This is a genomic window from Novosphingobium sp. THN1 (assembly GCF_003454795.1).
Taxonomy (GTDB): domain Bacteria; phylum Pseudomonadota; class Alphaproteobacteria; order Sphingomonadales; family Sphingomonadaceae; genus Novosphingobium.
Map to the genome: position 1 here is coordinate 156,185 of NZ_CP028348.1, position 20,963 is coordinate 177,147.

The window sequence follows — 20,963 nt, forward strand, 5'->3', positions numbered from 1 at the left end:
GACCGCGTTCATCGTAAGTGCTCCTGGTTTACTTCACGCCTGCCGGGGTCACCGTCTGGCCCTGCTTCAGGCCGATGGTGAACTTGGCGAGGTAGGCGTTGGGCTGCTTGCCGTTGAACGTCACGCCGTCGATGAAGCCGGACTGTTCGGGCTTGTAGCCATCGGTTTGCGGAATCGCGTCCTTGGGGATCGTGCCCTTCTCGGCCAGGTCCTGCGCCGCGGCGAGGTAGAGATCGGGGCGATAGACCGCCTTGGCGGTGTCAAAGTACCACTGGTCGGGCTTGTCGGTCGGGATCTGGCCCCAGCGACGCATCTGCGTCAGCGTCCATACCGCGTCCGAATAGTACGGGTATCCGGCAAACTGGTTGAAGAAGACGTTGAAGTCAGGTGCGTCGCGCGTGTCGCCCGGCGCGAAAGTGAACTTGCCGATCATGCTGGCCCCGATCACTTCTGGGTCAGCGCCGACATACTGCGACATCGACAGGATCTTGACCGCCTCGGCGCGGTTCTTGCCGCCGTCTGCATCAAGCCATTGCTGGGCCTTGATGATCGCGCGCAGCAGCGCCTTGACCGTGTTGGGGTTCTTGGCCGCAAACTCCTCGGTCAGACCGAAGACCTTTTCCGGATTGCCCTTGAAGATTTCCTCGTCCGTGATCACCGGAACGCCGATCTTCTTTTTCACGGCGGCCTGGTTCCACGGTTCGCCCACCGAATAGCCGTCGATGGTCCCGGCCTCGAGCGTCGAAGGCATCTGGGGCGGCGGCGTCACCGAAATCTGGACTTGCGCACCCGTGGTGCCCGCCGTGTCGCCGGGCAGATAATAGCCGGGCTGGATGCCGCCTGCCGCCAGCCAATAGCGCAGCTCGTAATTGTGCGGGCTGAACGGGAAGACCATTCCGAACTTCAGGTTCTTGCCCTTGAGCACCGACGCGGAGACAGGATGCTGGACCTTGCCGTCAGGGCTCTTGGGCAGACTGCCCGCGATCTCGCCCCAGACCTTGTTCGAGATGGTGATGGCATTGCCGTTGAGATCGAGACTTATCGGCGCGATCAGCTTGGCCTTGCCTCCGATGCCTGCAGCTGCGGCAATCGGCTGGCCCGCCAGCATGTGCGCCCCATCCAGTTGCCCGCCGACTACGCCGTCGAGGAGCACCTTCCAGTTCGCTTGAGGCTCGAGCGTCACGCTCAGCCCCTCTTCGCGAAAGAAGCCCTTTTCCTGCGCAATGGCGAGCGGGGCCATGTCGGTCAGCTTGATGAAGCCGAGCTTCAGCACAGGCTTTTCGATGCCATTGGCCGAAGCGGCGGGCTTTTCTGGCGCATCCCCGCCCTTGCCGCAGCTTGCCACGGCCACGCCCGCCAACAGCGCCGCGATCATGCCCCGCCGATTGAACCTGCCCAGTCCGACCATATTAGACCACCCCTCAGAAGCGGCGTGGCAAACACGAAAAAGCCGCCCGAACGCATCCCGATGAGGGAGGTCTGGGCGGCGACGTTGCCACGCGATGAAAACCTTAAGGCCGTCCGGATCAACGCCGCCCGTCCTTGGGCAGCACCGTTTCGGCCTGGATGCAAAGCTATGTGATTCGCCTGCTCTTGGGCAAGCCTTTTTTGCACCGCAGCGAAACTTTAACTCCGATGCTGGCTTTCGATGTAGGATTCCAGCAGTTCCGGATCGAATGGCTTTCCATCAAAGAAGCTGTTGTTTTCCAGTGTTATAATGCCTTGCTGCATGCTCACCGAAGTGGGCTTGTGCAGGCTGCCTTCAACCTTTGAGCTGGCCCCGGCAAGGGCTCACCCGTACCCAGTAGTGCGCTGCGATATACATCCGGACGGAATACGCGCGCCGCCTTGGCCGCGTCAGCCGGATCAAAGGTAAGCCCATCCCACCGCACCATCTGGCTGTAGAGCCACTCGGCCTGGCTGACCCACGGGAAGTTCGCCGCCTCGCGATGCTGGAACATGAAATCAGGGTAGTGCAGCAGCTCGCCCCCCTGTGCCAGAAGCAGCCGGTCGGAAATCGCGCGGCCGATCAGCGTGGCATCACCATCGAGGTACTCGGGCCGTGCCAAAATCGCCGCATTGCCTTCAAGGTTCTCCGGATCGACGAAGTGCTCGCCCGCCTTGCGCAGGGCGCGGACCAGTGCCTCCGCCTCGCTGCGGCGCTCGTCCATCACCCGCTCACGGAAGGCCAGGACCTTCTCCACGCCGCGCCGCCAGATCTGCGCCGTGACCAGCACGATCTCCCCGGCGCCGCGTTCCACGGCCACGCTGTTCCACGGCTCGCCCACGCAGATCGCGTCGACCTCGCCATGCTCCAGCGCGTCTGCGCAGAACGGCGGGGCGACAGTGGTGATTTCAACGTCCACGTCAGGTTGCACGCCGCAGGCCGCCAGCCAGTACCGCAGCATGTAGTTGTGGCTGGAATAGCGATGCACCACGCCAAAGCGCAGCTTGCGCCCCGTTGCCGCAACATGCGCTTTCAACGCCGCGCCCACGGTTGCCGGGTCACCCAGCCCTCCGCCGGGGTTCACCGCTTTGGCCAGATCGGGCCGCATCGTGATAGCATTGCCGTTCAGCCCCAGCACAAAGGGCACAGACAGCGGCTGAGCCGGCCGCCCGCGCCCAAGCGTGGTCGCGATTGCCAGCGGGGCAACCATGTGCGCGGCATCGCTGTGGCCATAGAGCAGCCGGTCAAGCACCGTCGCCCAGCTCATGTCGCGCACCAGCCGCAGCGACAGGCCTTCCGCCTCGGCAAAGCCATGCTCACGCGCGAGGACCGGCAGGCAGGCGTCCACCAGCGGCAGGAAGCCGATGGTCAATTCACCCGATGCGGCTGCGGATGCCATCACTTCCCTCCCATCAGCTGCTGTGCCGTAACCACCGCTTCGGCAATGTCGGCAATGCGCTTGCCCTGATTCATCGCCGTCTTGCGCAGTTCGGAATAGGCCTGCGGTTCGGAAAACCCGCGGCTATCCATCAGGATGCGCTTGGCCTTGTCGACCACTTCGCGCTCGGCCAACTTGCCCTTGGCTTCAGCCAGGTCAGCCTCCAGCCGGGCAAAGGCGTTGAAGCGGCGCACGGCAAGATCGAGGATCGGCCTGATGCGGTGCGGTGCCAGGCCATCAACGACATAAGACGAAACCCCGGCATCGACCGAGGCCGCGATCGATTCCTCGTCGCTTTCATCGACAAACATCGCGATGGGGCGGCCAAGCACGCGGCTGACCGCGAAGTATTCCTCCAGCACGTCGCGCGAGGGATTGCCTAGGTCCATCAGCACGATGTCGGGCGCGATCTCGCCGATGCTGGCCACCAGCCCGCGCCGCTCGGTAACCACGAAGATCTCGCAGTCTTCCAGCGTGGCCAGCCCTTCGCGGATCACCGCGGCACGGCTGGCACTTTCATCAACGATGGCAATCCGCATGGCCACGCCTAGTGCGCGGAGGGCGGCGCAGTTTCAAGGCATTTCTGGAACGGCGCGAACCTCGTCGGCCCAAGGCCGGTCTCCGAATCGAGCGCGCACATGCCCTGCGTAATCGCCCCGAACGTTCCTCAGATGCACCATGTCGGCTATGTCTTTTGACACGATCCGTCGCCTATGTTGCACCGCACAACGCTGGAGGAATGCCGACGCGAACCAAGGGCGCGACGAGGTGAAAGGTTCGTAAAAACAATTAATTAGGCATTAATCGCCAAGGCTCGACCGTTCACTCGCCCCAGGCAGAAACGCTGCCAGGGCGAGCGAGAGTCATCACTACAGGACACGCATCGTCCGGTTGCCGCAGGTGTCGCGGCCGCCGTCGGCTCTCGCTGTCCCAAGTCCACGCAAGGACGGAAGTCTAAGGAGGTCGACATGCGAAAGACCGGAACAATATCCACGATCCTGACCGCTGGCGCAGGAGCATTGCTGCTGGCGGCGCCGGCATTTGCCGGCACACGGCCAGACAATGGCAAGGTCTACGCCAGCACCGCCGCCAAGCCGCAATTGAGAACCGACGTCGGCCCGAAGAAGGGTTTCCCCGACACGCCCGGCCTCTCCCGCGCCCGTGACCGGGCAAGCGAGAATGCTGCCTTCAACCGCTACAAGAGCGGAGGCGCTGCCTGAACACCACCAACCGAAGCCGAAAAGAGGCCCCCGCCCGGTCTGGCGGGGGCCTTATCGAGCTATAATGGCCAGAACCACAGGATCAGCGGCGTGCCGATCAGCACCACCAGCAGCGATAGCGGCGCGCCAAGCCGGGCATAGTCGCCAAACCTGTATCCCCCCGGCCCCAGCACGAGCGTATTGCACTGGTGTCCGATGGGCGTGAGGAAATCGCAGCCTGCGCCCACCGCAGTCGCGATCAGGAAAGCCTCGGGGCGGTAGTGGAGCTGCTGGGCGAATACCCCGGCAATCGGGGCCATGACCAGCACCGTCGCGGCATTGTTGAGGAATGGCGTCACTGCCATGGCCGCAACCAAGATCAGCGCAACCGCGCCCCATGCAGGAAGCTTCACGGCAAAATCGGCAAGCAACGTGGCAATCACATCGGAAGCCCCGGTCGTTTGCAGCGATGCGCTGACCGGAATCAGCGCGGCCAGCATGATGAGGATCGGCCATTCGATGGCCTTGTACGCCTCGTCCGCAGGCAGCGCGCCGGTGATCACGGTCAGCCCCGCAGCGGCAAAGAACGCCAGCGCGGCCGGCACGAACCCGGTCCCTGCCGCAACCATGGCTGCGGCCAGGATTGCCAGTGGCAGCCACCGGGTACGCTTTGACCCAAGCCCGATCTTGCGCTCAGCCAGCGGCAGCGCACCCATTTCGGCAAGGCGCGCCGGCAAGGTATCGAGCGGCCCTTGCAGAACGATCACATCGCCCGCCTGCAGCACGGTATTGCCGGGCTTGTTGGCGATAGTCTCACCCTCGCGCGAGATGGCCAGCAGGTTGATGCCCAGCCGTTCGCGCATCTGCAAACGCCCGGCAGTGCGCCCGATGAGCCCGGAATCGGCATGAACGACGGCCTCGATTACACCGATGCCATCCGGTTTGCGGCCATCTCCATCTTCGTCGTCACCCGCAAGCGTCAGTCGGTCGGCGCCGATGACCTGTTCGAGCAGGTTGGGCTCGCCGCTGAGGATCAGGACATCGCCTTCACCGATATGCGTATCCGGCGAAACCTCGCCGCGCATGTCGCCGCGCAGCAGGCCGGCAACTTCGACCTCGCCCTCGTGCCGTTCGACAAATTCGGAAACGGTCAAGCCCGCGACAGGCGATCCCGTCGTGACCGTAGCCTCGATGACATAGGCAGAGATGTTGATCGCTTCCGACATGCCCTGCGCCGCATGCCGGTCGGTGGGCAGCAGGCGCCAGCCCACCGAAAGGAATATCAGGCCAACCGCCAGGAGCGCGATGCCGGTCGGCAGGTAGTCGAACATGCGGAACGGTTCGCCCGTCATCTCCTCGCGCACGCGGCTGACGATGATGTTCGGCGATGTGCCGATAAGCGTGGTCAGTCCGCCCAGCAGCGAGGCAAAGGCCATCGGCATGAGATAGAGCGACGGCGAGGCCTTGTTGCGACGCGCCATCTGCACCGCTCCCGGCATGAGCATGGCCAGCGCGCCGACGTTCTTGATGAAGCCCGAGGATAGCCCCACCGCCGCCGAGAGCACCAGCATCTGCCGCTGCGGCTTGCGGATGCGCTGTGCCAGCGATTGCAGCAATCGCTCGATCATGCCCGATCGCTGCACTGCGGCCGATAGAACCAGCGCCGAGCCGACAATCACAACGATGTCATCGGAAAAGCCGGTGAACGCCGCATCCGGTGATACCACGCCTATCGCCACCGCAAACAACAGCGCGATCACTGCGGTAACGTCGTATCGGAAGCGTCCCCACAGAAACAGGGCCATCATCCCGCCAAGGGTGGCCAGTGAAAGCCATTGGGGCTGCGTCATTGCTGTACCCAACGCTTAAACGATATTCAGGTTCCAGATCAGAAGCGCAGCTCGCCCTGAACCGCTCCGCTGCGCCGCTGGGCTGGCACGGGGCGGACTTGCGGCAGCAGGCAGCGCGCCTTCCCCTGCAGGACATAGACGGCGTGGCGCTGCCCGCCGCGGTTTTCGTGGTCGATGGCATAGCCCTTGTAATAGCGGCGCAGCAGGCCCGCACCGACCAGTTCCGAAACCGCGCGGCTGAGGTTGCTCTTGCCCGAAGCCCGAACGCGCGCACGAACTTCATCCTCGATTACTTGCGCCGCGTGTTCCAGGTCTTCGGGCATGCGGTCCTCGAGGATCAGGTCAGAGCGCACCCGTTCGGTCAGCGCCACACGGCGAGGATCTCGCGCACCCATCGGGCAAGGCTGTCGCACAACCAGTCCCGTAAGGTGAAAGCCTGCCGGCCGCGCCGGACGAACGGCCCGGCCTCACCCTTCTCGTCGGCAACCTCGGCGATCAGGCTCAGCACCATGAACGCATAGCGTGGCCTCGAACTGGCCTGCGAAAGGCAGTTCAGCAGGGAAGACATCGCGCCATGGGAAGACGGGCCGGGGAGAATGGCAGTCTGGAACATTCAGGGATTCAACAAAGCACATAACATGACTCCTGTGAATCCCCGGCGGAGTCTGGCGCTGCCGAATTCCAACATTTGTCCCGTGCGACACTTTACCCGAAGGCAAAGTGTCACAAGCTAACCTTTGGCTTCAGCGCGCCCGTCATGTCGGCATAGACCTCTAGGCACTGGCGCTGGCACAACCTGAGATTGAGATTCACACAACCTAGAAGTGAGATTTTGAGCGTTCCGCGCGCAGACGAAAGATCTCTTTCTTTATAAAACAAGGTGTTAATGCCTTGTCGCTCGCACACAGTCTCTAAGCCCATCCGCGCACGATCTCGCGCCTATGCCTCGATAACCAGCGAATGGGCTCGCGGTCTCACACACTGTGCGCGCAACACTGAGCTGCCCTGCTCCGCAGCCCCCGTGAAGATATCCGACCATTTCAACAGGACATCTGAGGAAGGTTCTTCGCCAGCAGATTTCAAGATTATGACTTTTGAGGAAATTGAAATGAGTGAGAATGTTGATCTCTCGTTCGTATCACCGTTTGTGCGAGACATCGTCGTAAAGCGTATCGAAGCTATCGAGCAGTTCAGCACCAAGCCCGGCCGTAAGGAAGCCGAGCGGCACGCAACTGACCTAGGTCTGAAAGTTGCACAATTCTACAAGCTGGTCACGAAATGGCAGCAAACTCACGACCCTGTCACCCTGGCACCAAAAGGTAACCCGCGGCCGCACCGCGTGAAGATGACTAGAGAGCAGTTGGACTTTATCGATCCGATCATAGCTCAGAACCGCTCAATGCCGGTCCGCAGCCTTGTCAACTTGATCCGGATAGAAGCTGCCAGGGAACAATTCGATCTCCCGCCTGTCTGGGCGCTTCGTAAGCGCATTGGCCGAGATCTGGAGCGCCCGTTACCATCCGCCATCTCCGAGAATTTCGATCTGATCTTCGATCACGCGGTGATCGACGTACCGGTAGATTTCGGAGATCGCGTTGTACAGATGCCGCTCTGTACGTTTCTCATAGACGTCCGAAACGAAAGCGTTGTTGGCATTCACTTATCGAAAGGTCTTCCCAATGAAGCAGGGATGGCAGAAGCAATGCTGGACGCGCTTAGGCGCAATTTAGACCTCACAGAACCATCAAACGACGCGCTACGCTTCGGCGTACCGGTAACGGTTCAAGACCCCGCCACCCAGCTTCGAGCGGCCGTACGTAAGTGCGGACAACGGGTGATTGAACGTCCTGTCGGCATGCTCGAAAATGGCATGCTGGTGCGTTGCCTGAAAAGCGATCGCTGCAACGGCCTTTCCTTTTTTCCTCGCAAGGCTCTGAGCACTAAGGCACGGAGGTCTGCAAAGGGCAAGGGCATGACCCCAGAACAAGCCCATGCCTTTGTAGCTGCCCGGCTCCCAACCGAACCGAGCGCTATCGTGACGCGCTTGCCAATTCGTGTGCGGATCGACTTTGAAACAACGCTAGATAGTGTCAGGCAAACAAAGTAGATCCGCACGATTGTCTTTACATCGTTGATATGTCACACATTAAGTCTTTATAATAATAGCGCTAGCAATAGCTAATCAATACCGAAACGCGCTATTGTAATTCTTCATGCTGCTCATCAAATATAAAGCTGCCTATAAGCTTGAACCGTTCTTCTATGCGGTCCCTTACAGATTGATACTGGTAGTAAATCTGATAGTATAATGCCTTCAGCAATAAGTACATGTTTCCTTCCCTAAGAAGGCCAATTGATTCCCTTTGCTCAATATTGTTCAGCATTTTTAACTGCTTTTTGTTTTGGACCGAGACGGCATCGTTGAGCATCGCAGATGCCCGCTCAATTGACATCAAATTTTTATGCAAACTTTCATTACCATCTGAACTGGCAATATTATGCAGCCTGCGTGGCGTTAGGGCGAAAGGCCCCATCTTTGGTCCAAGCAACTGGGCTGCTTGAAGCCCTCTCGCGTAACCACCCGTAGGCGTAATCAGGACCTGATTTGCAAAGTGGCCCAAAACCTCACCTACACGGCTTAGATCCGTATCCACCGAGACAGCACAGAACAAATCGGGTAATTTCGGATCCGGCAGCCGACGATCGAACTGATGATATGTCACGAATTGCAAGGCCTGCTCTATCACGCTCGCTTGGATCAGGTTTTCGTCTGCGGCGGCGCCAATGCCGGCGCTGAAAATCACGCCGCTCGCCGTCTCGATGACCAAAGCGATGACTGCAGGCTGGGGTACTTCAAGATCAAGAATGATGTCCGTTCCAACCAAGTCAATAAGCAAGCCATGGCCATAATGCTTGATCAGAAAATCGGCGTCGGTTTGCATCAGGCGCCTGGCTACACGGATATAGCGATCAAGCTTCTGGATCTGAGTGACAGACGGCTCTCCCTTCGGCTCACCAAGCACGCCGTCTGCAATCAGGGTACGGGCGATCGCTCGATTGCGTTCATTTGGTCCATTGTCTCGCAAATATTGAATAGAAGCCTCAATGAGGGGGCTCTTCTCCACCTTCGCCGACGGCTTTCGAGTTTGCTGTCGCAAAAGTGCGGGCAAATCGCCTTTGGCCCAAGCTTTTCGCAGCACGTAAAACCTTGCACGACTGACGCCCGCGAATTGCGCGAGCCATTCAAGTGGCTGCTCACCCTGTTCAGCTCGCCACACTGCGTTCAACCGGCGCGCGACCACCTCCAGATCTTCTGGACTTAATGAACGCAGAAACGCTCTTTCTCGAGCGGGAATGCCCCCGGCCAAACCAACTGGATTAGCTTTGCATACCGCCCAGATCGCAATGGATCCCTGGCTTCAACCATACGGTCGCTTTGCATTCAAAAAAAAGTTTCGTCCACCCCCTTTCAGCCTCTTGAAATTATCGCTTTCTCGCCGATGTGATGTCTACTATAAGTTGAGCAGAACGTTTAATCAGCGACGACAGGGAGTGAGCACATGAGCAAGATGAGCAACATGGGGCACGTAGGTTCGACATCTAACAGGCTGGCGGCGCTGATCGGCGACTGGCACCATGCAGATGCACCTTGTCGTCATGAAGACCTCGCGTCCGTCACTCGGCAGATCATCAACGGACGTTCCTTCACCCTCGATGGCCGTGGCTGCTACAAGCGGGATGCACTGCTTCTCTCTTACGAAGATCCGTTCTTTGACGTCCTGCTTGTGCGCCTGCAGGCAACCGAAACTTCTGGGTGTCAGGATCTCCCATTGCGCGGAATGCAGGTCCTCGAGATCGATCGTCTTTACTTCCTTGGAAAGATCGTTCCGACGCCTCCGGATGCACCTTCCGCTGCTCCGTGGAACTGCCCGGGACCGTTGCCCCAGCACCCTGGACTCTCGGCTTGCCCGAGCACAGCGACAATTCACTAGGACATGGAGCAACCCGATGTCCGATCAGCCGACAGGCAGTGATGCCGCGCCATTGGCCAAGGAGCGCGAAGTCACGCGTGCAGCTTCCCCCGCACCGCGTCGCCTCCCGCATCCGCACGAATGCTTGCCATACAGGCCCGCACACAAGCCGTTGTGGGCGCCGAGGCGCAAGACTATTGATTCACGCCAGCTTGATGACTTCGAAAGCTCCAGGCGTTTCAACCCGAGGTTGACCGCAGCTTCGGACCTTGGCCAGGTGCGCGTCAACTTTCGCTACGCATCGTTTAGTCCTTCGTTCGCATCCTTCAGCGAAAAGGCTGGTCGGCAGCAGTACTTCGAGAGCCATCACGAGGCATTCGGCTATCGGCTTCATGAAGTCGACCCGTCGGTTGTCGACTTGCAATACCAACCGCTAACGCTGTCATGGACAGATCTTGCCGGCCGTACGCTGTCCATGACCTTTGATTATGCAATCGAGAAGGACGATGGCGCTGTCATCGTTGGCGAGGACAAGGCCGAGCGCAGCTATTTTATGGAGCCACGCCTGGCAGCGCGTTTTGCCTACGCTGAAGCATACCTTGCCACTGTCAATGTGTGCTTCGAACGCAGGGAAGCCGGCGGCATTCCCAGCATGCTCGAAAAGCGCACCGTGAAGAAGTTGTTCGACCATCGCCGTACGACTATCACCAGGGACGAAATCTCGCGTGCCCAGCGGGCTATCCATTCCAGCGGCGGCCAAGCCCCGCTTTCCTCAGTGCTTGATGCGATTGGTAGTGGCTCCGTTTTGGGCGAGCATAAGCTCGCAGCGATGCTGCACAGGCGGCACGTCGCCTTCGTGCCCACACAGCCGCTCATGCCAGACACACCAGTCTCGATCCCCCGGCCGGCGAAACCGGGCGCATTGCGCTCGTTTCTTGCCCGCCATGTTCCTGGCACCACCTCAAGGAGGCTCCATTGATGGCACTCCCATTTCTTCTCCATACTGACACCGTCCTCCTCTTCGGCGACAGGAAAATTCGCTTCCTTGGCGAGATCGGCGACGACATACTGAAGTTTCGCTACGCTGATGGTGATGAGGAACTCCTCAAGGTGCCGTGTGACGGCCCGGATGGGTGGCGCTTGCCAACTGTGGCGTGGGTCATCACCCAGTTTGCCGCCGGCAAGCTTTTCGACCCCCAGTACAATGAGGCGCTCTTCACTCGGAGCGAGCGCTATCTCTGTCTTGACCGGTCCGCCTGCATCGATATCGACAGCAAGACTGGCTGGCGCTTTGATTGGGCGGATCGGGTCATCACCGACAAGATCAAGCGCAATCCTACTGCAATCCGGAACTGGATTGCCACCCATGACGGCCCCTCGCCCAAGCCCGCCCCGAGTTCACTGCTGCGCTGGGTCAAGCGCCTGGACGACAACGGCAGGCGCATCGGAGCGCTGGTCAACTGTGCCGGCCGTGAAAAGGGCCAGAGCCAGTTGCCTGATGTCGTCGACCGCATCGTGCATAAGTGGGCAATGCATTATTGGCGCCCCACCAAGGACTTCATGCCACTTGCCAGCATGGACGACGTCGCCACCCTGGTCGGGCGCGACTGGGACCGCCTGCGCGAAATGGGCATTCCGTCTATTGGCAACGAGGAGCCATCCTACGAGTGCGTCCGCGAGCGTGTCCTGTCTTTGGAGTGTTATTCCACTTTTGCCTCGAGGTATGGCCGGATCGCGGCTGACAAGAAGTTCCTGGCCTCCGGCGAAACTGTCGACGTGACCATGCCAATGGAGCGGATCTACATGGACGGCACCGAATACGAACATTCGTTGTTCTACTCGAGCGAATTCGAGATCCCGGCGTCAAAGCTCAAGGGCGTGATGGCCATGGACTGCTTTTCCCAGTTCATCTTCCCGTTCACGCCATTTGCCGGGCCCTTCCGTCCGGAAATGGGGCTGCAGGCTCTTCGTAGCATCATGACCCCGCCCACCTTGACGCCCGAGGAACTTGAGGAAAACCCTGAAGCGCTGCTCTTCTACGGCTTGCCTGCGGACATCATGATTGACCGGGACAAGACCCTGATCCGTCCCGCAATGATTCCCAACCTCGTCAACATCAGCTCCAGCGTCGAGTTGGCCGAAGCGTATCATCCGAATGCGAAGGCTCGCCTTGAGAATTTTCACAATTTTGTGAAGGCCGCAATGCGTGAGCGGCCAGGGCAGATCCTCGGCCCTTTCGACAAGGCCTATCTCGGCTATAATCCGATCAAGGACACGCAGATGACCAGGGCTCAGTATGCCTATCAGGTAGAGCAGCTGCGTCGGGAGTGGAACTCGAAGCCCAAGGATAGTCTGGGCCGCCGCTCACCCAACGACATCATGGCAGCCTACATTCGCAACCACGGCCCCCGTCTTGCCGACCCGGGTGAAGTCTGGCGCGCGCTTTCCAGCACCCCTGCCAAGAAGTGCGTCCTGACCAAGGAAGGCGTGACTTACGACGGCATCAAGTATCGCTGGAATCGGGAAGGCGTTACCAAGATGCTGAGCACAAATGCTCGCAACATGGCCCTTGCTGATCGCTTGAAGCGGCGGTCCAAGCTCGAGGTTTCCATTCGGACCTGGGATGACAACATCGATTTCATCGAGGTTTACGACCCGGAAAATCGTGAATACCACAGGCTCTACTCGGTTGACCCGGGTTACACCGGAGGTCTCTCCCGGTGGGAACACAACCTGTACAAGAAGTACCTCAAGCAAGGCGGGACTGGCGCAAAGAGCGATCGCGACCGGAGGCGCCTGAAGATGATCCATCTCAGCAATCGGGCGAAGAACCTTGCGGAACTTCCATTCCGCAAGCGCGATGAACCGACAGCCCTGATGGAAGCAGAAGAGCGGCGCCTGGCGGGCAAACTGGCGACCAACCCGAACTTTGGCCAAGTGCCTGAGCTGTATACGCCTACCGAAATCGGAGGCCAGAACCGCCAGGACGAGCCGACGCCGCCGTCACAGGGCCAAGCCACATCGTTTGACGCCAATGACATGGAACCGCTCGATCAGCGCTCAGACCCGATGCCAGCCATTCTTGACGATGTTGGCCTTGGCAATCCCGAAGCGCCGCAAACCGCGAGCCGCTGGGACTTCGACGACGCCGATGAAGATCTGGACGCCGACAGCGACCGTGACGAGGATTAAGCCACGTGGTTGACCCACTTGGAAAACAGCCGAGACCAAAAACCGGTCGTCGCAGTCCCGACCCGAACGATCAAAACTCGCTGCGCCGTGTCAGGGAAGCTGACATCAAGGTCGGCACGATCTGGGTCGACCATCCACCTCAGCGTGCGATCCTGGCCCAAATCAGGCGATACATGGAGGTGTGTCAGGCGCACAAGGGATTGCCACTTACAGGCCGTCGCCTCAGCCAGATGTCTCAGGCTGGCAAAAGTGCGACCATCGAACGCCTGCGCTTTGAGCTTGCGGAAGAGGATCGCGCCGCAAACCGGCCTGTAAACCGCTTCAGGGTCCTGCATGTTACAATGGACCGCCGCATGACCCTCAAGATGCTTTATCAACAGATCCTCATCCAGATGGACGACGCTTTCGCCGACGAGGAAGGCTTTCGCCCTCAATCGGCCTTCAACCGGGAGGGCGAAAAACGCGGACGCAAAGACAACATCAAGGAGCTGGAGCATCGCATCGGCAGGTGGGTGAAGCTTCTTGGTGTGGAATGCATCGTCATCGATGAAGTCCAGCACCTCCATCGCGGAGGCGCGGATGCATCGGAAGTGACCAAGAAGCTACAGGCATTCCTCGATCGCTCGGTGGTACCCCTGGTTTTCATCGGCGATGAAACCTCAACCGACTTCTTCCTGCGCAATCCCCAGTTTGCGGCTCGCTTGCTCAGGCCCTTGGAACTGCATCCACTTAACGACAACAACCGCAACGATCGGAAGCTGTTCAAGGAATTCTGCACCTCACTAGATCAACAGATCCAGGCGGCCGGTCTGACAACCTTCTCGTCAGGCTTTGACGATGATGACGTGCTTGAGGGACTGATTACCGCGTCCGGAGGGCATGTTGGGCGGGTCGCCCGGCTCGTCCAGGTTGCCTTGCCGGCAGCCCTCGAAAGAGGCGCGCTTTCGATCGAACCTTTCGACCTTTCCAATGCGGTGCGCGATTACGCCATGATCCTTGGCTGGGTCCACCACGATCCTTTCTCGGTGCAGTAATGAACGTAGACGATCATCCCCACGAGGCCAAGCAACTGCGCTTTGCGTTGGATTTGTATGAAGACGAGTCCATCATCGGTGCTATCGCGCGCGCGGCCGATCAACACGTGCTCTTCAGACTCCAGGCGGTCCTCGATGCGGCCGAAGTCAAGACATTCCGACCCGCAACGCTGCAGCACGCAGCGCCATCGGAGCTCGCGCGCATAGCCCATGTGATCCGTTGTGACCCAGCCGAGCTTGTCGGACGCGCAGGGCGCGGCATTACTGACGCCGTCGGCTTTCGCAAGATTGCGGTTGAGTTCGGAGAAAACCACATAATCTCGGGCAGGATGCTTGACTATAACACGCGCCGCATCGCCCCCAAGGCCTTGTTGCAGGCCGAGTATCACCGTCTAGACTGGTTCAATGTGCTTCTGCAGTATTGCCCGCAAACGCTTGAGCTTGTTGTAAACACCTGCCCAAGCTGCGACAACACGCTAGGTTGGAAAGCCGCTGCCGGAATCGGCTCTTGTGAATTCTGCGGTGTACGGGTTCCGCCCTCTTCAGAGCCAGCCTTACCGGGTGAGCTTGCCGAGAACTACAGGCGATTTGCAGAACTTGTATCGCTGCATAAGCCGACAGCAAGTCGTGCTCGCGCTCAGCTAGCCTCGCCGGACCTCGCAAAATTGCCGACAAACCAACTCATCGAATTGGTGATGGACATCGGTTGCCTGTTTCTCGACGAGCCACCCATCCGGGTTACTAACCTTTCTCTCAACACGTCGAACCTCAAGGCCGCGCAGGTGCTCTGCTGCGGGGTCGAGTATCTCGCAGACTGGCCCGACTCCTTCCAGTCCAGCTTTCAGCGCGCGCTCCACGAGCACTCCAAGGATCCAACTCGTATCCAGAAGCTCTGGCGAGCGACCCGCAAGGTGTCGGATACACTCGCTTCTGGGCCACTTGCTGCAATCACCGACCCTGCTGCGCAAGGCGCAATCGCACCCGAGGGCCAAGCCGGTCCATTTTCGCGCCGCTATACCGAACGAGATGTGGAACGCGTACTGCAGATGCCGCCGGAGAAGCGCTTGAAGCTCCATGCGTGGCCTGAACTGCGCGTGCAGAGCCTCACCAAGCGTATGCGCCACTTGGGCGCTTATGACGGCTGCCAAATCGATGAACTTGCCCAGCACTTTGTGGGCCTCGCCGAGATTGAAGCAACGTCATGGCAGATCAAACTGCCGCACTATGCAATCGAGGCACTCCTCGATGCAGGCCTACTGGTCTGGGAGGATCACCCTGCAGTGCGTACAGTTCGCCCCAAGGTCGCGATCCGCAGTTCAAGCGTAATCGACTTCCAAGCCCGCGTGCAGACCGCCGCAGGCGCCACAAGACCACCAGCAGGCTGCACTACTTTGTTGTCCGCTGCCAAGAGGATTGGTGGTCGCCGCAAGCCATGGGCCGCCATCTATCGCGCGCTGCTCGATGGTGAGATGCGTTTCTGGTTAAGTGGTAGTCGAGAAGTCGGACCCTCACATCTCCTTGTCCAACCCGAAGATATGTTAAGGTTCGATCCTGTCTCGGACGAGGTGCTCAGGCCAGATTTACCGCGAGCCTCAGTGGTTTCAAAGATGGACGCATGCGAAATTCTCAATCTCACACCTCGCTACTTCGCGCCGGTCGAACATGACTTTGGAATCACATTTACTCAGAACGGCAACGCTAAGACGGCTGATTTCGAAGAGGTGCTGTCTATTGCACGTCAGGCAGTCTGGCCGACGGAGATAACCAAGCACCTCGATATGCATGCCAAGCTGCTGAGCGATATTCTGCCAAAGTTTCGCATCCCTCGCGTGGGAACAGGCTGGTGCCGCAAAACGCTGATCGATAAGGGCATCTTGCCAACCTTGGCTGACGACACTCCTGGTCCGGCAAAGCTCCTTTGATGTCCTGCACTCATGTCAACGGAACACGGTAAGCATATCGGATCGCTAGCTCCCCACACAACAATACCAACCAAACCACCGCTGGACCACCAGCCGCCCGTCCCGTTGTGGCCCCGACTAGGTTTCGGAGAGGCGCCGGCATTCAAAGGCGAGCACGGCGAAATCGTCGCGGATAAGGGCCACCGACACCAAGCCGTAAACCCCACCGCCATAGTTCGAGAGAAGCGAACGAGACCTTGTGGTGAAGTGGCAAAGGTCATCGACAAAGACTTTCTCGTGAGCCCAGCAGCAGCCGGGACCATAACTCGGACCCCTGAGTACTTGCGCGGCGCGACGTCGAACATCATTGTGTCGCCGGCATTGTCGAAATGGCGAGAGGTCAGCGCACATTGAATCGGGCGGCGATGACTGCCCCCGGGTGCAGGCCTCACCGGCCCGGAGTTCTGACAAAGGAAGATCGCCATGCAGTACGTCCTGCTTTTCAACGAATCCAAGGCCGAGCGCGACAAGCGCGACGATCCGGCAGCCGCCGGCCCCTATTGGGGTGGGTGGACCGCCTATATGGGCGCGATTGCCCAATCGGGGGTCATGTTGGGTGGCAACTGCCTGCAATCGCCGGAGACGGGCACCGTGCTGCGAGTCGAGAATGGTATTCGTCATGTCGCTGACGGACCCTTTGCAGACACCAAGGAGGCTCTCGGGGGCTACGTCGTTATCGAAGTGCCCGATCTTGATACCGCGCTGGAATGGGCAGCGAGGGCGCCCTGCGTGGGTGCGGGGTCAGTCGAGATCCGGCCCGTTTTGCCGCCCCCGCCCGCCGCATAACCTTGGACAGCGCGCGCCATTCTGCCGCCGATATTGCTGAGCGGACGGCGCGCGCGTCTTACGGGAAACTGCTGGCAATCCTTGCTTTGCGCACTCGCGACATTGCTGCGGCCGAGGACGCCCTGGCCGATGCGTTTGCCGCCGCCGTAGCCCAGTGGCCGCAGGACGGCGTTCCCACCAACCCCGAAGGCTGGCTGATAACCGTGGCGCGACGCAGTATCGGCAGGCGCAAGGCGCATGATGTGGTGATCGATCGCGCTGCGGAATTCCTAGCCCTGCTCGAAGACGAGAGAAACTCCGAAAAGTACCCGCCGTTCCGCGACGAACGACTGGCTCTTCTGTTCGTCTGCACCCATCCTGCCATCGATCGTGACGTCCAGGCCCCCTGATGCTGCAGACCGTTCTCGGGCTCGATGCCAACCGGATCGCCGCAGCCTTTCTGGTCGAGGGAAAAACGATGGGCCAGCGCCTGGTCCGGGCCAAGCGCAAGATCCGGGATGCCGGGATCGCCTTTTCTGTCCCCGATCCGGCTGACGCATCCCATCGGGTTGAAGGCGTCCTCGCGGCGGTCTACGCGGCGTTCGGCACGGCTTGGGATGACGTACTCGGCGCCGATGCCAGATTGACCGGGTTGCGCCACGAAGCCGTGTCCCTCGCCCGACTGCTTTCCGAGCTATTGCCCCATGAGCCCGAGGTGCTGGGTCTGCTGGCCCTTGTTCTGCACTGCGAAGCCCGCCGTAGCGCCCGTCGAGACGCGACCGGGCGTTTCGTGCCACTGCATGCCCAGGAACCTAACCTTTGGTCGCGGCATCTTGTTCTGGAGGCTGAAGCAGCCCTGCGCCTCGCCGCGACATACGCCACGCCTGGCCGCTATCAGACCGAAGCGGCAATTCAGTCCCTGCACGCGCACCAGCGGATGACCGGTCAACGGTTTGCCTCAGCGCTTGCGCAACTCTACGACGTTCTCGCCAGCCAGGCCCCCACCCTAGGCGTACTGGTGGCCCGAGCTGTCGCCCACGCTGAGGCCGGTGCTCCCGATGCAGCACTGTCCCAGCTTGAGGCCCTCACCGATGCAGGCAGTTATCAGCCGTGGTGGGCGGCATTGGCGCGAGTGGCTTGGCTCGCCGGTCTGCCCGGGCGTGCCGCACAGGCGGCGGAAACAGCGGCCGGGCTAAGTGCCGATCCTGCAATACGGTCGTTCCTGCTCGGTGGAGGTTACAGGCATCGACCCACAGGATCTTGACGTATACATGGACTTGCGCCTGAGGGCATGGATCCCATCGGCGATGAGCGCTGAGGTTCAAAGCCAAAAGCTGCCTTCGACTAGAGCCCCCTATTCCACGTTCGCTTGTCTGCTATTGGGCAAGCAATCAGGCGAGTCCTGCATCCACTTCACAGACGTCCTCCAGACTGTCCTCCTTGTCCCACTGCTCGCTCATTTCTCCGAACCTGTATTGTCTCACCAGCGCCAATGACGCGAGATTGTCTGGCCTGATGCTTGATCGAACTTTGCGAATTGTCGCATTCTCCCCTGCCCACTTCAGAGGCGCGATTGGAGCAGCCCGCGCATAATCGTTGGTCGCCTTATGCTGTGCACGCTGTCACAAAGGCAAAAGCTTGGGCAGGGACGATCCGGTCATCAGCGGGTTGCTGACTCAACAGCAGGTTGATCCAAAGCTGACAGCCTGCGAACGCTGCCCTCCATCATGTATGCAGCCTGGATTTGACCGCAGCCAGAATGGGCAATGGCAGGGTTACGCAGCTGCGCGACTGGAATTGTCTGGATTATCGTTCTCGGGTCGCGACTTCCGAGATGCTCCCCCAGAAAGAAATGCGCAAAAACGCTCTTCATCTGCTGCCATTCTGTACTTCGGGTCACGGCTAAGGTCAGATCGTATAGCCTCGAGCTTGACCCTCAGCTTTCCGGTCCGATCGTCCGAATACAGGGCGTCCCTCGTGCCAAATTTGCGGAGCATATAACCGAAGGCGAGCAGCAATTCCGGGTGCTGATGAATGAGATGGTGGCCTAGCTCGGCTAAGCTCTTATATCGGAAGCCGACCGGCTTTCCTGCCCGCGCACTCTCAATCAGATGGACGATGCGAGTGGCTGTCTGCAAATCAGGGTTATCCCCGTCAAAGCCGTACCCGATGAAACGCAAGCTATCATTGAGGACCAGCCATGTCTTGTATCGAGGCAGGTCGCCGTCATTGCTTGAGACGTTGAGAAGGAAGCGAAGCACTTGCTCGCGCAGCTCATTCTCCCGCTCTTCCTGGGCCTGCCTCGCTGCGTCCTTGGCGGCCGCAATCCTTTCCAATCGGGCTGCCTTGAGTTCTTCACGAAGCCTTGCGGCTTCCTGGGCGTAGTCGAATACGATATTTGCCTGGCGGTCCACGTCAACCATGACCTCATCCCACCGCACCATGCGCTCGACCCACTCATCGATGATCTCATCGCCCTGAATAACTGGCTTGCGGTACCAGCAAGTCATGATGAAGGTTCCTGCCGCTTCGGACGCGGCAGCGGTTCTTTCATCGACGACGAAGACATTGGAGTTGTTGCCGAAAAGGATATCGTCATCCGTCATGCGACGATAGCTCGGATGGAAGTATGGCAAGACCCAGACGAGCGCCGCCCCTTCGGTACGATAGAACTCTTTCCGGCTTAAAACCACGTCCATGAAGGTAGTGCTGAGCTGCACTTCGAACGCCAGTCTGTGGGTGTCCGTCCGCGCCGAAACGTCCGGTCGGCGCAGCCCGGCCAAGCCCTCGCTCGCTTTCCAGGTCTTTTCAGGTGCTACGTCGCTGAACCGTGGGTCAATCGAGAGGCTCCGCAGAAGAAGCGCCTTGACCCGCTTGTGCGCCTCACTCTCTTGGGCGCCGCGGTACTTCATTGCCCTGATATCAGCTTCGCTCAGCTGCGCCCGCGTGATAGCCGGACATGAGCCATCTTCATGGCGATGCCGAAAGAAGAATTGCTTGGTCGTACTGCAGGCGACATAGACTGGAACACTGCACGTCGCGCACACCAGGCGTGCTTCGTCACGCTTGACGAGCGCCTTCAGTTTTTGGCGTAGCAAGATTGCGCGTTCATACCGGAATGCCCGGATCAACCGGCGGACATCGAACACGTGGCCAGTTCGCGTGTTCCTGACCTCGTCAATCTCCGGCTTTATCACCGCCGATGCCCATGCCAGCGGATCGACAGTTGTGTTTCCGACCATAGCCTTCTCCATTCCTTGTCGCAGCAGACTCCCCTCGCCCGAAAAGGCTAACAGCGTTCCAGTCGCGCCCCGGTTTGCTTAAGCCCCCAACGGCGTTCTACATAGAATTCGAGCGCCCTGCGGACCTCAAAACTCAGAATTCCCTGCGTAAACCCATATTCTAGCCGAACAGCGGACTGCTGCTCTTGCGTAAGGCTGTTCAGCGGCCGAAGCCGGATTTCAACGAACTCCTCCCAGTCATTATCGCGCGGAAGCGCTTCACCGACTGGCATCACCTTGAAAGTGCTTTCTGGATGGACCCGGACCGGAACATAGTCTCGCCATTCTCGGTGGTGGCAACTCCACGCCCGAACGTGCAGGCGCTCCCCGTCAGAGGCAAAATGCGCCGGTGCGATCCATTGGTTCTCGCGCAGCCCACTTGCCATCGACACATAGCCGATCTCGATCTTCTGCCGCTGCTCGATTGCCTGCCACAGGCGCCGTATTACGAATGGCGGGCACTGCCGGACAGGCGAAGGAAGAACAGAAAGGCTGCTTGATGTGGGATGGCCGACAAACTCATCCGGTGATCCTGCATCTTCCACAAAAGGCAGGCCGCGATGGTGGTGGTCAGCTACATAGCACTTGCGGACCGTGTCATAACGAGGCTTTGGCTCTGCAGCCCGATCAAGATACTCCCTTAGATCGATCGCCGCTTGCGGCGACGAAATCCCAAAGCGCTCGATCAGGTCCTTGCGATTAACCTGTCCACGCCATGCAAGGCACCGGTCGAGATAGACCAGGCGGGCAAGCATTGCTGGCTTCAGAGCAGGATCGTCCATGTCCGGACCATACTTGACGGGCCTCGAGGCGTCTATATAAAAA

The 20,963-nt window shown here is 59.6% G+C and carries 16 protein-coding genes and 2 pseudogenes; 10 read left to right on the forward strand and 8 right to left on the reverse strand.

The annotated features are described in order from the left end of the window. Positions 1–28 precede the first annotated feature (28 nt). The 3 genes and pseudogenes from C7W88_RS17850 to C7W88_RS17860 all read right to left on the reverse strand — a co-directional run bounded on the left by C7W88_RS17850 (position 29) and on the right by C7W88_RS17860 (position 3,424). Complete coding sequence (locus C7W88_RS17850; RefSeq protein WP_206065856.1) at positions 29–1,408, reverse strand: CmpA/NrtA family ABC transporter substrate-binding protein; 1,380 nt, start codon at positions 1,406–1,408, stop codon at positions 29–31. Positions 1,409–1,626: 218 nt separating this feature from the next. Then, positions 1,627–2,846, reverse strand: a pseudogene (locus C7W88_RS17855) (ABC transporter substrate-binding protein). Continuing rightward, positions 2,846–3,424, reverse strand: a complete 579-nt coding sequence (locus C7W88_RS17860) for an ANTAR domain-containing response regulator (RefSeq protein WP_118075845.1) — start codon at positions 3,422–3,424, stop codon at positions 2,846–2,848. Before C7W88_RS17860 ends, C7W88_RS17855 begins: the two are co-directional and overlap by 1 nt. Positions 3,425–3,853: 429 nt before the next feature. On the opposite strand from C7W88_RS17860, the gene C7W88_RS17865 reads away from it, so the two are divergent. Beyond that, positions 3,854–4,105 (forward strand): hypothetical protein, encoded by a 252-nt coding sequence (locus C7W88_RS17865; protein WP_118074944.1) that lies wholly within the window; start codon positions 3,854–3,856, stop codon positions 4,103–4,105. 59 nt (positions 4,106–4,164) lie between these two features. Here the strand turns inward: C7W88_RS17865 and C7W88_RS17870 are convergent, their stop codons facing one another. After that, positions 4,165–5,934, reverse strand: a complete 1,770-nt coding sequence (locus C7W88_RS17870) for an SLC13 family permease (protein ID WP_118074945.1) — start codon at positions 5,932–5,934, stop codon at positions 4,165–4,167. Between the two features lie 38 nt (positions 5,935–5,972). After that, positions 5,973–6,547 (reverse strand): annotated as a pseudogene (locus tag C7W88_RS17875) (hypothetical protein). A gap of 408 nt (positions 6,548–6,955) precedes the next feature. Between C7W88_RS17875 and C7W88_RS17880 the strand changes: the two are divergent. Further along, entirely contained in the window at positions 6,956–8,041 is a 1,086-nt protein-coding gene (locus C7W88_RS17880) for a hypothetical protein (protein WP_162896218.1), read from the forward strand. Between the two features lie 91 nt (positions 8,042–8,132). On the opposite strand, the gene C7W88_RS22950 is transcribed toward C7W88_RS17880, so the two are convergent. Beyond that, on the reverse strand, positions 8,133–9,302 hold the full coding sequence (locus C7W88_RS22950; RefSeq protein WP_162896219.1) for a hypothetical protein: 1,170 nt from the start codon (positions 9,300–9,302) through the stop codon (positions 8,133–8,135). 192 nt (positions 9,303–9,494) lie between these two features. Here C7W88_RS22950 and C7W88_RS17895 point away from each other — a divergent pair, with 192 nt between their 5' ends. From C7W88_RS17895 to C7W88_RS17925, 8 genes are all read left to right on the forward strand, one after another. Next, positions 9,495–9,926 (forward strand): hypothetical protein, encoded by a 432-nt coding sequence (locus C7W88_RS17895; protein WP_118074949.1) that lies wholly within the window; start codon positions 9,495–9,497, stop codon positions 9,924–9,926. A 229-nt stretch (positions 9,927–10,155) separates the two neighbouring features. Beyond that, positions 10,156–10,884 (forward strand): hypothetical protein, encoded by a 729-nt coding sequence (locus C7W88_RS17900; protein ID WP_162896220.1) that lies wholly within the window; start codon positions 10,156–10,158, stop codon positions 10,882–10,884. Further along, the gene (locus C7W88_RS17905) at positions 10,884–13,097 is read left to right on the forward strand and encodes a hypothetical protein (RefSeq protein ID WP_118074951.1); all 2,214 of its coding nucleotides are present in this window, start codon (positions 10,884–10,886) and stop codon (positions 13,095–13,097) included. The genes C7W88_RS17900 and C7W88_RS17905 overlap by 1 nt, the downstream gene beginning before the upstream one ends. Before the next feature lie 5 nt (positions 13,098–13,102). Further along, a complete protein-coding gene (locus tag C7W88_RS17910; protein WP_118074952.1) occupies positions 13,103–14,131 on the forward strand; it encodes an ATP-binding protein in 1,029 nt (342 codons plus the stop codon). Continuing rightward, positions 14,131–16,053, forward strand: coding sequence for a hypothetical protein (locus C7W88_RS17915; protein ID WP_118074953.1), 1,923 nt, complete (start codon positions 14,131–14,133; stop codon positions 16,051–16,053). Before C7W88_RS17910 ends, C7W88_RS17915 begins: the two co-directional genes overlap by 1 nt. Positions 16,054–16,515: 462 nt before the next feature. After that, positions 16,516–16,878, forward strand: a complete 363-nt coding sequence (locus C7W88_RS17920; RefSeq protein WP_118074954.1) for a YciI family protein — start codon at positions 16,516–16,518, stop codon at positions 16,876–16,878. Positions 16,879–16,880: 2 nt separating this feature from the next. Continuing rightward, complete coding sequence (locus C7W88_RS24910) at positions 16,881–17,267, forward strand: sigma factor (RefSeq protein ID WP_370073273.1); 387 nt, start codon at positions 16,881–16,883, stop codon at positions 17,265–17,267. Continuing rightward, positions 17,267–18,121, forward strand: a complete 855-nt coding sequence (locus tag C7W88_RS17925) for a DUF6596 domain-containing protein (protein ID WP_370073274.1) — start codon at positions 17,267–17,269, stop codon at positions 18,119–18,121. The genes C7W88_RS24910 and C7W88_RS17925 overlap by 1 nt, the downstream gene beginning before the upstream one ends. A 511-nt stretch (positions 18,122–18,632) precedes the next feature. Here the strand turns inward: C7W88_RS17925 and C7W88_RS17930 are convergent. Then, the gene (locus C7W88_RS17930) at positions 18,633–20,099 is read right to left on the reverse strand and encodes a DUF6035 family protein (RefSeq protein ID WP_162896221.1); all 1,467 of its coding nucleotides are present in this window, start codon (positions 20,097–20,099) and stop codon (positions 18,633–18,635) included. A 47-nt stretch (positions 20,100–20,146) separates the two neighbouring features. After that, positions 20,147–20,920 (reverse strand): hypothetical protein, encoded by a 774-nt coding sequence (locus C7W88_RS17935; protein ID WP_118074956.1) that lies wholly within the window; start codon positions 20,918–20,920, stop codon positions 20,147–20,149. Between the last annotated feature and the right edge of the window lie 43 nt (positions 20,921–20,963).

Excerpts from the sequence above, each read along its gene's own strand:
- C7W88_RS17850 (WP_206065856.1), bottom strand. The coding sequence starts at position 1,408 with ATGGTCGGACTGGGCAGGTTCAATCGGCGGGGCATGATCGCGGCGCTG.
- C7W88_RS17860 (WP_118075845.1), bottom strand. The coding sequence starts at position 3,424 with ATGCGGATTGCCATCGTTGATGAAAGTGCCAGCCGTGCCGCGGTGATC.
- C7W88_RS17865 (WP_118074944.1), top strand. The coding sequence starts at position 3,854 with ATGCGAAAGACCGGAACAATATCCACGATCCTGACCGCTGGCGCAGGA.
- C7W88_RS17870 (WP_118074945.1), bottom strand. The coding sequence starts at position 5,934 with ATGACGCAGCCCCAATGGCTTTCACTGGCCACCCTTGGCGGGATGATG.
- C7W88_RS17895 (WP_118074949.1), top strand. The coding sequence starts at position 9,495 with ATGAGCAAGATGAGCAACATGGGGCACGTAGGTTCGACATCTAACAGG.
- C7W88_RS17905 (WP_118074951.1), top strand. The coding sequence starts at position 10,884 with ATGGCACTCCCATTTCTTCTCCATACTGACACCGTCCTCCTCTTCGGC.
- C7W88_RS17915 (WP_118074953.1), top strand. The coding sequence starts at position 14,131 with ATGAACGTAGACGATCATCCCCACGAGGCCAAGCAACTGCGCTTTGCG.
- C7W88_RS17920 (WP_118074954.1), top strand. The coding sequence starts at position 16,516 with ATGCAGTACGTCCTGCTTTTCAACGAATCCAAGGCCGAGCGCGACAAG.
- C7W88_RS17925 (WP_370073274.1), top strand. The coding sequence starts at position 17,267 with ATGCTGCAGACCGTTCTCGGGCTCGATGCCAACCGGATCGCCGCAGCC.
- C7W88_RS17930 (WP_162896221.1), bottom strand. The coding sequence starts at position 20,099 with ATGGTCGGAAACACAACTGTCGATCCGCTGGCATGGGCATCGGCGGTG.
- C7W88_RS17935 (WP_118074956.1), bottom strand. The coding sequence starts at position 20,920 with ATGGACGATCCTGCTCTGAAGCCAGCAATGCTTGCCCGCCTGGTCTAT.